The following is an 11567-nucleotide window of genomic DNA, read 5'->3' on the forward strand; positions in this document are numbered from 1 at the left end:
CGGCGGGCCGGGGCGCGTGCGGCGGCAGCTCGGGCGGGCGGGCGGCGGACGGCCGGGACTCGGGCGGGCGGAGGGCCGGGGCGGTGAGGCGGAAGCTCATCCGGCCGAAGCTCACCTGGTCGCCGTCCCGCACCGGAATGGAGCCGACGAGCCGCTGGCCGTTGACGCAGGTGCCGTTGGTGGAGCCGAGGTCGCGCAGCACCCAGCGGCCGTTCTGCGCGGAGAGTTCGGCGTGCAGCCGGGAGACCGTCTCGTGGTTGAGGCGCAGTCCGTTCGCCGGGTCGCGGCCGATGAGCAGCGGATACGGGCCGGGCGCGGGGAGCAGCAGCTTGGGGAGCCGCTCGGTCTGCCAGGCGCGGCGCAACCGGCCGGGGAAGGCGGAGATCCCGCCGACCGCGCGGACCAGGCCCTGGGACCAGCGGCCGCCGCCGTCCAGGTCGGAGGTGAGGGCCGCCAGCTCCTCGGGGCGCCGGGCGACGAGGGCGAGCTCCATGCGCCGCATGAAGGTGTCGTGCGACAACTTGCCCTGGGCGGCACCCTCTCTGAGCAGGCCGAGAACACGGTCGCGCTGGGCGTCCGACAGCCGCGCGGGACTCGTGTGGAACTCGAAGGAGGATGTCACGTGGACGATTGTCGGGCCGAGGGGCCCGAGGTGTCCAGACGAGACCGTGTTTCCTCCCACGCTGACCTGCGCCGTTCAATTCGGTGGACGGCGGGCGCGGGCAACGGCTACGGTCGGCACGGACATCGATCAAGGTCGTGAAAGGGGGTGGGACCGTGCGTGCGAACACCACCGGTACCGCCGGTATCCGCAGTCTCTTCTCACCCCCGCGCTCCCGCCCCGTCCTCCGGGCGGTGTCGGACTCCGTCTGACCCGGGAGCGCTGCTTTCCTTCCCGGAGGATCTCTCCATGACCGATCCGGTCATTCGCGCGCTCACTCCGAGCGACGCCGATCTGTTCCACTCTCTTCAGCACACCGCGCTCGTCGGCCGTGGCGCGTTCGGCCACCGATACACCACCGTGGCGGACGGCGGCGAGTACCGCCCCGACTGGACCTGGGTCGCCCTGCGCGACGGCAAGGTGGTGGCCAGGGCCGCCTGGTGGGGCGGGCCCGAGGACACCGAGCCCGTCGTGCTCAACTGGTTCGACTTCGCGGACGGCGAGGCGGAGGCGGGCGCCGAGCTCCTGCGCCAGGCCCCGTTCGACAAGGAGTACGAGCTGATCGCGCCCGCCGGGTGGCGGGACGACCCGGCGGTGCGGGCCGCCGTCGAGGAGCGGGTCGCCGCCGCCACGGCGGCCGGCATGAAGCCGCTGGTCGAGCGCTACCGCTACCGGTGGACCCCCGGCTGTCCGCTGCCCGAGCGGACGGGACGGCTCACCTTCCGCCCCGAGCCGGACGACGCTGTCATCCTCGATGTGCTGCGCCGGGTGCACTCGGCGACGCTGGACGCCCACGCCCGCAAGGCCATCGAGGGACCGGGCGGCCTGGGGGCGGCGGCTCAGGAGGAGTTGGACTTCTTCCACTGGTGCCCCTCGCCGAGGGAGTGGTGGCAGCTCGCGTACACGCCGGACGGCGAGGTGGCGGGCATCCAGGTGCCCGCGCACAACCCGTCGGGACCCTGCGTCGGCTTCATCGGGATCGTGCCCGAGGCGCGCGGGCACGGGTACGGCTACGACCTGCTGGTGGAGTGCACCCGCTTCCTGGTCGAGCAGGGCGCCGAGTTCATCGCGGGCGCGACGGACCAGGGGAACGTGCCGATGGCCGCCGCGTTCGCCCGCGCCGGGTACCCGATCACCCAGGAGTGGATCCATCTGGTGTGAGGGCCCCGGCATCCTCCGCCAGCCAGTCCAGGCGGAGTCGCTGCTCGGCGGGGATCGTCGCGTCCTCGCCGCGCGGCCCCACGTTGAGCAGCACTCTGCCGCCGTCCGCCGCCGTGTCGCGGACCAGTGAGGTGAGGGCCTCCCGGCCGATGAAGGCGTCCGGCCCCGAGGCCCGGTTGTAGCCGAAGCTGTGGTCGACGCCCCGGGTGATCTCGTACGGGTCGGAGCCCTCGTAGCGGGCGTACTCCGGGGTGCGGAAGTCGAAGACGGGCGGTGTGCGCGGGACGAAGCCCTCGCCCTGCGCCACCGTCCGGCGGTCCCACCAGTTGTACAGCGCCTTCGCGCCCGGCAGGCGCAGGCCCCGCCAGTGCGGTGCGTACGGCAGCAGGCGGTCGTTGACGACGCCGTGCGGGACGGTGAAGCGGTAGAAGTCGACCAGCGAGCGGATCTCGTCGGCGGAGGCGGGCCAGGCGATGTCGTTCCAGAGGATGTCGGGGCGGTAGCGGCGGATCAGTTCGCGCAACTGGGCGTCGGCGTAGGCCGGGTAGGCGCCGCGCGGGACGGCGGAGAACATGTCGGCGGCGGTGCCGATGGGCCGGTCGTCGAAGGTCCAGTCGAGTCCGCCGGAGTAGTAGACGCCGAAGCGCAGGCCCTCGGCCCGTACGGCTTCGGCGAACTCGCCGACCACGTCCCGGGCGGTGTGCCAGCCGGGGCGGTGCGGGTTCTTCGTCTCGGAGGGCCAGAGGCAGAACCCGTCGTGGTGCTTGGTGACGAGGACCGCGTATCCGGCGCCCGCCTCCCGGAAGCCGCGGGCCCAGGCCGCCGGGTCCCAGGTGGCGAGCCCGTCCTCGAAGTCGTGGCCGAAGTCCGTGTAGGGGCGGGCGCCGTAGGTGGCGCGGTGGTGGGCGGAGACCGGGGAGCCGGGGAAGCGGAGGGCGTTCTCGTACCACTCCGCGTACGAGGTCCAGCCCAGCGGCGCGCGCCGGCCCGCCGCCGGGAGTTCGGCGGCGGGGACGTAGGGCGGGGCCCAGCCGGGTACGGATGCGGGTGTCCAGTGAACGAAGATCCCCAGCCGGGCCCGGGACCACCATGAAGCGACCATGGCGGGAGTATTGATCATTCGGGCGGTGCCGCGTAAGCCCCCTCGACCGCCGGGTTCCCCTTCCGCGGCTGCTCCTGCGGCTGCTCCTGTCGCTTCTGCGCGCGGATCAGGTCGCGGTACCAGGCGTACGAGGCTTTCGGCGTACGGGTCAGCGTCTCGTAGTCGATGTGGACGAGGCCGAACCGCTGCGAGGCGCCCTCCGTCCATTCGACGTTGTCGGTGAGCGACCAGGTGAAGTAGCCGCGTACGTCCACCCCGGCGTCCATCGCCGAGCGCAGGGCCCTCAGATGGCCCTCCAGATAGGCGATGCGGCGGTCGTCCGCGTGCGGCTCCTCCAGGGCGCAGCCGTTCTCGGTGATGTACAGCGGCGGGAGGCGGTCACCGTAGCGGGCGTGCAGCGAGGTGACGATCTCGGTGAGGCCTTCCGGGACCACGGGCCAGCCGAATCCGGTCTTCTCGTACCCCTCGATCTCCCGTATCCCGAAGGGCAGTTCGGCGGGCATCGTGAAGCCGGAGAAGGTGTCCAGGGCCTCGGGCCTGGGCGCTCCGACGAGGGTCGGGTTGTAGTAGTTGACGCCGTACCAGTCGAGCGGGGTGGAGATGACCTTCAGGTCGTCGGCGACCGGTCCCGGCATCAGGGCGGCGAGGCTCTCGTCCGGGTAGCGGCCGGTGAGGATCGGGTCGGCGAAGAGCCAGTTGGTGAGCGTGTCGTACAGCTCCGCGCCGAAGCGGTCCTCGTCGGTGTCCCCGGCCGTCCAGACCGGGGCGTGCGAGAGGGCGGCGCCGATGTTGTCCGCGCCCGCCGCGCGCAGGGCGCGGACCGCGAGGCCGTGGGCGAGGAGCTGATGGTGGGCGGCGGGCAGGGCGTCGAAGAGCAGGGTGCGGCCCGGGGCGTGCTCGCCCAGCGCGTAGCCGAGCATCGTGACCTCGGCGGGCTCGTTGATCGTGATCCACATGGGGACGCGGTCGGCGAGGCGTTCGGCGACGATGCCCGCGTACTCGGCGAAGCGGTGGGCGGTGTCCCGGTCGAGCCAGCCGCCGGCCTCCTCCAGCGGGAGCGGGGTGTCCCAGTGGTAGAGGGTCGGGGCGGGGGTGATGCCGTGGGCGCAGAGCTCGTCGACGAGCCGGTCGTAGAAGTCGAGCCCGTCGGCGTTGACGGCTCCGCTGCCGCCGGGCACCACACGGGGCCAGCTGACGGAGAACCGGAAGGCGTCGGCGCCGAGCCCGGCCAGCAGGGCGACGTCCTCGCGGTAGCGGGCGTGGAAGCCGGTGCCCCGGGTGGTGTCGGTGCCGTCCTTGATCCGGCCCGGCCGGGCGGCGAAGGCGTCCCAGCCGGAGGGGCCCTTGCCGTCCGCGTCCACCGCCCCCTCGGTCTGGAAGGCGGAGGCGGAGGCTCCCCAGAGGAAGCCGGGCGGGAACATCGGCAGGGTCATCGCGGCCTCCAGCAGCCGTGCGTACGAGCGGAACCGGTACGTGTCAGCAAAACCAGTACGTGTGAGCCACATCCGTATGAGAGGGAAGCTCGCCGGGCAATGATCAGGACCAGACCTTAATCGCCGGTGGCGGGCGGCAACAGAGCCTGTCGCGTGGAGCGTGAAGCCCGGCCGCGGGCCGCGCGCGCCCCGCCCAGGGACGAGGAGTGGTGGATGCAGTTCGAGGTGTGGGCCCCCGAGGCGGACTCGGTCGTGCTGGAGGCGGCGGACGTCCGGTCCCCGATGGAGCGTGACGCGGGGCGCGAGGGCTGGTGGACGGCCGAGGCGGAGGCCTCCGACGGGGACCGGTACGGGTTCCGGGTGGACGACGGGCCGCTGCTGCCGGACCCCCGGTCGCGGCGTCAGCCGGACGGGCCCGACGGCCCGAGCGCGGTCGTCGACCAGGAGGCGTACGCCTGGCGCAACGGGTGGGCGGGACGGCGGCTGAACCGGGCGGTGCTGTACGAGCTGCATGTGGGGACGTACACCGCCGAGGGCACGTTCGACGCGGCGGCGGCGCGGCTGGGCCATCTGGCGGAGCTGGGCGTCACCCATGTGTCGCTGATGCCCCTCTGCCCGTTCCCGGGGGTCAACGGCTGGGGCTACGAGGGCGTCTCGCTCTGGGCGGTGCACGAGCCGTACGGCGGCCCGGAGGGGCTGAAGCGCTTTGTCGACACGGCGCACGGGCTGGGGCTCGGGGTGGTCCTGGACGTCGTCCACAACCACCTGGGCCCGTCCGGCAACCACCTGCCCGCCTTCGGCCCGTACTTCACCGACACCCACCACACCCCGTGGGGCGCGGCGGTCAATCTGGACGCGCCGGGCTCGGACGAGGTGCGGGCGTTCCTGCTGGGCAGCGCGCTGGCCTGGCTGCGCGACTACCGGCTCGACGGGCTGCGCCTGGACGCGGTGCACGCGCTGGCCGACACCCGGGCGCTGACCTTCCTGGAGGAGCTGTCGACGGCGGTCGACGCGCTGGCGGTGGAGCTGGGGCGGCCGCTCGGGCTGATCGCGGAGTCCGACCTCTGCGACCCGCGCACCACCACCCCGCGCCCGGCGGGCGGCCTCGGGCTGCACGCCCAGTGGAACGACGACTTCCACCACGCCCTGCACACCGCGCTGACCGGCGAGTCCCAGGGCTACTACGCCGACTTCGCCCGCGCCCCGCTCGCCGCCCTGGCGAAGACGGTGACGTCGGCGTTCTTCCACGACGGGACCTTCTCCAGCTTCCGGGGCCGCACCCACGGCCGCCCGGTCGACGTGACGCGCAGCCCGGCCCACCGCTTCGTCGGGTACGCGCAGACGCACGACCAGATCGGCAACCGCGCGCTCGGCGACCGCCTCGCCGCCTCCCTCTCCCCCGGTCTCCAGGCGTGCGCCGCCGCGCTCGTGCTGACCGGCCCGTTCACGCCGATGCTGTTCATGGGCGAGGAGTGGGGGGCGCGCACCCCGTGGCAGTTCTTCACCGACCACACGGACCCGGAGCTGGCCGAGGCCGTACGCAACGGCAGGCGGCGGGAGTTCGGCGCGCACGGCTGGGCCGAGGAGGAGATCCCCGACCCGCAGGACCCGGCGACCCGCGACCGCTCGGTGCTCGACTGGGCCGAGCCGGAGCGCGAACCGCACGCACGGCTGCTCGCCTGGTACCGCGAACTGATCGCGCTGCGGCGTACGCTGCCCGATCTGCACGACCCCGACCTGGCGTCGGTGAAGACCGCGTTCGACGAGGACGCGCGGTGGTTCGCGTACCGCAGGGGCGATCTGCGGGTCGTGGTGAACCTGGCCGGCGAACCGGCGGCGATTCCGCTCGGCCTCGGCCGCCACCGCCGTTCCGGGGGACGGGTGTTGGCGGCCTGGGAGCCGGTGGAGGCGCCGGGGGCGGACGGGGTGCTGCACCTGCCGCCGGAGTCGTGCGTGGTGCTGGCGGACGACTGACGCCCTTGAGCGTCCCCGAACTCCCTTGCAGGCGGGCCTACTCCACGACGGCCAGTTCGCGGGCGGTGGTGTTGAGCCGCCGGCCGCCGTCCTCGGTGACCGCCACGATGTCCTCGATCCGGACGCCGAAGCGGCCCGGGAGGTAGATGCCGGGCTCCACGGAGAAGCACATGCCGGGCACCAGCGGCTGCTCCTCGCCCTCGATCATGTAGGGCGGCTCGTGGGTGGTGACGCCGATGCCGTGGCCGGTGCGGTGGATGAACCGGTCGCCGTAGCCGAACTCGGTGATCACCGCGCGGGCCGCCCGGTCGATCTCCTGGCAGGCGACGCCGGGCCGGACGGCGGCACAGCCCGCCTGCTGGGCCTCGCGGACGATGTCGTGGACCCGCTGTTCCTCGGCGGTGGGCTCGCCGACATGGACCGTACGGGAGGTGTCGGAGCCGTAGCCGTGCTTCAGACCGCCGAAGTCGAGGACGACCATGTCGCCGCGCTCGATGGTGCGTTCGCCCGCCTCGTGGTGCGGGTTGGCCCCGTTCGGGCCGGAGCCGACGACGGTGAAGTCCACCTGCGAGTGCCCGAACTCCCGCAGCAGCGCCGCGAGATCGGTGGCCAGGTCGACCTCCCGGCGACCGGAGAAGCGCACCTTGAGGATCTCCTCGTACGTGGCGTCGGCGGCGGCGCCGGCGGCTGCGAGCCGTTCCAGCTCGGCCGCGTCCTTCACCGCGCGGAGCATCGGGAGCGCCTCGGTGAGCGCGGCGTAGGAGGTTTCGGGCAACTCCCGCTGGAGGCCCAGCAGATGCATCGCCCAGGTGTTGTCGCTGACGGCGAAGCGGCCCCGGTCGTCCAGCAGCGGGGCGGTCACCGCGTACGGGTCTTTGCCGTCGGTCCAGTCCCGCAGGGTGAGGGCGGGCGCCCCGGTGGCGGCGGCCGCGTCGGGCGCCTCCAGGGTCGGGACCACCAGAACCGGGTCCTGGCCGGCCCGCAGCACGAGGAGCGTGAGGCGTTCGGTGCTCACGGGGCGGTAGCCGGTGAGGTGCACGAGGTCGGGTCCCGGCGCGACGATCACCCCGGCGAGCCCGGCCTCGGCGGCGGACTCGGCGGCCCGTGCCATCCGGGCCCGGTAGTCGTCGGCGGTGAAGGGCACGGGCGGGACGGACTGCTGGGCGGACGGGGTCGGGCTGGACATCGGGGCCTCCTGGCGGTGCGACACGGCACACAGCATCCTGCCCGCCCGGCGGGGTGCGCGCGACCGGCTTGCCGGAGTGTGTCGGACGCCTTGGCCGGGTGCCGGGAAAGCCCGGCGGGTCAGAGGCGCACGACCAGGTCGGCCCGGTCTCGGCCGCCCTCCACCAGTCGGGCGTTGGCCTCGTCGGAGCGGGCCACCCACTCCTCGGCGGCGGGCCGGGGCCTGCCGTGGCGCACATGGCGGTCGACGAGACGGCGCACCCGGACCTCCGGGTCGAGGGCCAGGAACCACACCTCGTCCAGCAGCCCGCGCACCGGCGCCCACGGCCCCTCGTCGAGCAGCAGGTAGTTCCCCTCGGTGACCACGAGCGGCACGTCCGGCGGTACGGGCAGGGCACCGGCGACCGGCTCCTCCAGCGACCGGTCGAAGGCGGGCGCGTAGACCGCGTGCACCGGGTCCGGGTCGCGCAGCCGCCGCAGCAGGGCCGTGTACCCGGCCGCGTCGAAGGTGTCCGGCGCGCCCTTGCGGCCGGCGCGGCCCAGGCGGTCCAGCTCGGCGGCGGCGAGGTGGAAGCCGTCCATCGGGACGAGGGCGGCGCGTCCGTCCAGGGCCGCGACCAACCGGTCCGCCAGGGTGGACTTGCCGGCCCCGGGCGGGCCCGCGATCCCGAGGACGCGCCGCTGTCCGGTGTCCGCGAGCGCGCGGGCCCGGTCCGTCAGCGCGGCGAGGCCGCCGGTGCTCGTCCCGTCCACGATGTCCATGCGGGGCATTGTGCGACGGCGGGGAGCCCCGGCGTTAGTGTTACGTATAACTCATCGCTGGAAGGACTCCCCGCCATGTCCCACATCGCCCTGGTCACCCTGGTCGTCCGCGACTACGACGAGGCGCTCGCGTACTACCGCGACGCGCTCGGCTTCGAGCCGGTGGAGGACACCGACCGGGGCGACGGCACCCGCTGGGTGGTGGTGCGCCCGCGCGGGGCGGCCGCGGGCACGGGGCTGCTGCTGGCCCGGGCGAAGGACGAGGCGCAGGCCGCGGCCGTCGGGGCGCAGACGGGCGGCCGGGTCGGCTTCTTCCTGCACACCGAGGACTTCGCGGCCGACCACGAGCGGATGCGCGCGGCCGGGGTGCGGTTCCTGGAGGAGCCCCGGCACGAGACGTACGGCTCGGTCGCGGTCTTCGAGGACCTGTACGGCAACCGCTGGGACCTGTTGCAGCCGGCCGCCTGAGCCCGTCCGCCCGCGTCCGGGCCCGTCCGGCCCCCGCTCCGGCCCGGGTCAGTGCCCGCCGCGGCCCTCCAGGTAGGCCAGCACCGCGAGGACGCGGCGGTGGACGGCGCCGTCGTCCGGTTCCAGGCCGAGCTTGGCGAAGATCGAGCCGATGTGTTTGCTCACCGCCCTTTCGGAGACGGTGAGTTCGGCGGCGATGGTGCCGTTGGCCTTGCCCTGCGCCATGTGTTCCAGGACCTCGCGCTCACGGGCGGTGAGGCTCTGGAGCGGGCCCGCCGATGACTTGCGGGTGAGGAGCTGGGAGACGACTTCCGGGTCGAGCGCGGTGCCGCCCGCCGCCACCCGGTCCAGCGCCTCCAGGAACTGCTCGACCCGGCCCACCCGGTCCTTGAGCAGATAGCCGATGCCCCGGGCGCCCTGGGCTAGCAGCTCGGCGGCGTACGTCTCCTCGACGTACTGCGAGAGGACCAGGATCGGCAGGTCCGGCAGTTCGGCGCGGGCGGCGAGCGCGGCCCGCAGGCCCTCGTCGCGGAAGGTGGGCGGCAGCCGTACGTCCAGGACGGCGACGTCCGGGCGGTGTTCGAGCAGGGCGGGCAGGATCTCCGGGCCGGCCGCCGCGTCGGCCACCACCTCGTGTCCGGAGCTGGTGAGCAGGAGGATCAGGCCCTCGCGCAGAAGGGCGTTGTCCTCGGCGATCACGATCCGCACGGCAGCTCCACTTCGATGTCCGTCGGCCCCCCGGCGGGGCTGCTGACGCGGGTGGCGCCGTCCAGTGCGGCGACCCGCCGCCGGATGCCCACCAGCCCGCTGCCGGCGCGTTCGTCCGCGCCGCCGCGACCATCGTCGCCGATGGTCACCCGCAGCAGGCCGGGGGGCCGGTCGATGCGGACCCGGGCGGCGGTGGCGCCGCTGTGCTTGCTGATGTTGGTGAGCGCCTCGGCCACCACGAAGTAGGCGGCGGCCTCGATCGCGGCGGGCAGCCGCCGGCCGTCCTCCACCGCGTCCAGGTCCGCCGTGACGGGTACGGCGACGTCGGCGGCCAACGCCCGTACCGCCCCGGCCAGTCCACGGTCGGTCAGCACCGGCGGGTGGATGCCGCGCACCACGTGCCGCAGCTCGGCGAGGGCGGCGTCCGCCCCGTCCTGCGCCTCGTCCAGGCGGGCCCGCGCGGCGGCCGGGTCGCGGTCGAGGAGCTGTTTGGCGAGCCCGATCCGCATCGACAGGGCGACGATCCTGGCCTGGGCGCCGTCGTGCAGGTCGCGCTCGATGCGCCGCAGTTCGGCCCCGTGCGCGGCGACCGCACCGGCCCGGCTCTCGGTGAGGTGGGCGATCCGTTCGGTGAGTTCGGCGTCGGGCGGCGGGGCGAGCAGGGCCAGCGTCCAGCCCGCCGAGAGGTCGGCCAGCACCGGATGCCAGCGCAGCGCCCAGCCCGGCCGCTCGGGCGGCTCGGTGCCGTACTCGTCGGCCCGCCGCCGGTCGACAAGGCCCACGACGGACAGGGCGATCCCGTCCACCAGCAGGGCGATGGGCCACAGGACCATCGCGAGATAGCCGAGCCCCATCCCGAAGAGCGTCTGGACGGGCAGCCAGAGCGCGAGCCGCCAGGCGGTCCGGTCGGTGAGCGTCCACCGGACCCGTTCGGACAACTCGCCGCCGGGCGGCGGCGGGTAGGAGGCCGGTCGGTGTCCGGGCCCGAGCCGGGCCGCCGCCCGGCGGCTCTCCGCCTCGGCGGCCCGGCGCAGCAGCGTGGCGGCCTCCGGCAGCGCGGGCAGCCCGATGATCGCGACGGCGAACAGGAGGGCCGCCACCACCAGGAACGCGCCGAGGTAGGTCAGCATCGCGATCCCGATGCCGAGGAAGAGGTAGCACGAGGCGTCCCAGGAACGCCGCACGGCGAGCGTGAGAGGGGCGGGCGGGGAGCTGCTCATGGCAGCCCACGGTACGGGTGCGGGCCCACCGCCGGAGGGGGGCGGGCCCCCGGCCGGGGGTGCAGCTGACTCCACCCCCGGTCCGGTAGTGCGCACCCTCGCCCGGCCGCGCCCCGGCTCATAGCGTTCTAGCAGGTCGAACGGTACGGGGACGGTGGAGGCGAACAGTGCGCACGACGACGGTGGAGCAGGCGGCCGCGCTCGGTCTTGAGGGGGTGAGCCGGAGCTACGGGCGGCGCGGGAGCAGTCGGCGGACGACGGCGCTCGACGCGGTGAGCTGTACGGTCCGGGCCGGGAGCTTCACCGCGGTGGTCGGCCCCTCGGGTTCGGGCAAGAGCACTTTCCTCCAGGTCGCGGCGGGCCTGGACCGGCCGACCTCGGGGACGGTGCGGATCGCCGGCACCGATCTCGGGTCGCTCTCGGAGGCGGCGCTGACCCGGCTGCGCCGGGACCGGATCGGGTTCGTCTTCCAGTCGCACGCCCTCAATCTGGTGCCGTCGCTGTCCATCGAGGAGAACGTGGTGCTGCCGCTGGTGCTGGGCGGTGCGGACCCGGGCGGACCCGATGTGCTGGCGCGGGGGCGGGAGTTGCTGACCCGGGTGGGTCTGGCGGGGCGCGGCGGCGACGGGCCCTCGACGCTGTCGGGCGGCCAGCAGCAGCGGGTCGCGGTGGCCCGGGCGCTGGTGACGGAGCCCGAGGTGATCTTCGCGGACGAGCCGACCGCCTCCCTCGACCCGGAGTCCGCCGCGCTGGTGCTGGCCCTGTTGCGGGACGCCGTACGGATCGAGGGCCGCACGGTCGTGATGGTCACCCATGACCCGGTGGCGGCGAGCTGGGCGGACACCGTGCTGACGATGGACGGCGGTCGGCTGCGATGAGGTCGCCCGCGATGA

At 74.2% G+C, this 11567-nt stretch carries 11 protein-coding genes; 4 read left to right on the forward strand and 7 right to left on the reverse strand.

The annotated features are described in order from the left end of the window. The coding region (locus G3I54_RS26865; protein ID WP_343240425.1) for a DUF1707 and FHA domain-containing protein at positions 1-622 on the reverse strand (622 nt) is incomplete at its 3' end. Between the two features lie 288 nt (positions 623-910). Here G3I54_RS26865 and G3I54_RS26870 point away from each other — a divergent pair. Next, positions 911-1822, forward strand: a complete 912-nt coding sequence (locus G3I54_RS26870) for a GNAT family N-acetyltransferase (protein ID WP_164617975.1) — start codon at positions 911-913, stop codon at positions 1820-1822. On the opposite strand, the gene G3I54_RS26875 is transcribed toward G3I54_RS26870, so the two are convergent. Then, on the reverse strand, positions 1794-2924 hold the full coding sequence (locus tag G3I54_RS26875; protein WP_164617977.1) for an alpha-L-fucosidase: 1131 nt from the start codon (positions 2922-2924) through the stop codon (positions 1794-1796). The genes G3I54_RS26870 and G3I54_RS26875 overlap by 29 nt on opposite strands. Positions 2925-2938: 14 nt before the next feature. Beyond that, complete coding sequence (locus tag G3I54_RS26880) at positions 2939-4357, reverse strand: GH1 family beta-glucosidase (protein WP_164617979.1); 1419 nt, start codon at positions 4355-4357, stop codon at positions 2939-2941. Positions 4358-4570: 213 nt separating this feature from the next. On the opposite strand from G3I54_RS26880, the gene treZ reads away from it, so the two are divergent. Continuing rightward, entirely contained in the window at positions 4571-6331 is a 1761-nt protein-coding gene (treZ, locus tag G3I54_RS26885; protein ID WP_164617981.1) for a malto-oligosyltrehalose trehalohydrolase, read from the forward strand. 37 nt (positions 6332-6368) lie between these two features. Here treZ and G3I54_RS26890 read toward each other — a convergent pair whose 3' ends face one another. Together G3I54_RS26890 and G3I54_RS26895 are read right to left on the reverse strand one after the other, a co-directional pair. Next, positions 6369-7517, reverse strand: coding sequence for an aminopeptidase P family protein (locus G3I54_RS26890; protein WP_164617983.1), 1149 nt, complete (start codon positions 7515-7517; stop codon positions 6369-6371). A gap of 119 nt (positions 7518-7636) precedes the next feature. Then, positions 7637-8278, reverse strand: a complete 642-nt coding sequence (locus G3I54_RS26895) for a nucleoside/nucleotide kinase family protein (RefSeq protein WP_203687232.1) — start codon at positions 8276-8278, stop codon at positions 7637-7639. 75 nt (positions 8279-8353) lie between these two features. Between G3I54_RS26895 and G3I54_RS26900 the strand changes: the two genes are divergently transcribed. Further along, the gene (locus G3I54_RS26900; protein ID WP_164617987.1) at positions 8354-8746 is read left to right on the forward strand and encodes a VOC family protein; all 393 of its coding nucleotides are present in this window, start codon (positions 8354-8356) and stop codon (positions 8744-8746) included. Between the two features lie 48 nt (positions 8747-8794). On the opposite strand, the gene G3I54_RS26905 is transcribed toward G3I54_RS26900, so the two are convergent. Further along, complete coding sequence (locus G3I54_RS26905; protein ID WP_164617989.1) at positions 8795-9454, reverse strand: response regulator transcription factor; 660 nt, start codon at positions 9452-9454, stop codon at positions 8795-8797. Further along, positions 9442-10674 carry a sensor histidine kinase gene (locus G3I54_RS26910; RefSeq protein WP_164617991.1) on the reverse strand — a complete coding sequence of 411 codons (1233 nt, stop codon included), beginning with the start codon at positions 10672-10674 and terminating at the stop codon, positions 9442-9444. The genes G3I54_RS26905 and G3I54_RS26910 overlap by 13 nt, the downstream gene beginning before the upstream one ends. 167 nt (positions 10675-10841) lie before the next feature. Here G3I54_RS26910 and G3I54_RS26915 point away from each other — a divergent pair, with 167 nt between their 5' ends. Further along, positions 10842-11552 carry an ABC transporter ATP-binding protein gene (locus G3I54_RS26915; protein WP_164617993.1) on the forward strand — a complete coding sequence of 237 codons (711 nt, stop codon included), beginning with the start codon at positions 10842-10844 and terminating at the stop codon, positions 11550-11552. Positions 11553-11567 lie beyond the last annotated feature (15 nt).

It is taken from the genome of Streptomyces sp. SID14515 (assembly GCF_010548505.1).
GTDB lineage: Bacteria > Actinomycetota > Actinomycetes > Streptomycetales > Streptomycetaceae > Streptomyces > Streptomyces caviscabies.

Coding starts and splice junctions, on each gene's coding strand:
- G3I54_RS26870 (WP_164617975.1), top strand. CDS start 911: ATGACCGATCCGGTCATTCGCGCGCTCACTCCGAGCGACGCCGATCTG.
- G3I54_RS26875 (WP_164617977.1), bottom strand. CDS start 2,924: ATGGTCGCTTCATGGTGGTCCCGGGCCCGGCTGGGGATCTTCGTTCAC.
- G3I54_RS26880 (WP_164617979.1), bottom strand. CDS start 4,357: ATGACCCTGCCGATGTTCCCGCCCGGCTTCCTCTGGGGAGCCTCCGCC.
- treZ (WP_164617981.1), top strand. CDS start 4,571: ATGCAGTTCGAGGTGTGGGCCCCCGAGGCGGACTCGGTCGTGCTGGAG.
- G3I54_RS26890 (WP_164617983.1), bottom strand. CDS start 7,517: ATGTCCAGCCCGACCCCGTCCGCCCAGCAGTCCGTCCCGCCCGTGCCC.
- G3I54_RS26895 (WP_203687232.1), bottom strand. CDS start 8,278: ATGGACATCGTGGACGGGACGAGCACCGGCGGCCTCGCCGCGCTGACG.
- G3I54_RS26900 (WP_164617987.1), top strand. CDS start 8,354: ATGTCCCACATCGCCCTGGTCACCCTGGTCGTCCGCGACTACGACGAG.
- G3I54_RS26910 (WP_164617991.1), bottom strand. CDS start 10,674: ATGAGCAGCTCCCCGCCCGCCCCTCTCACGCTCGCCGTGCGGCGTTCC.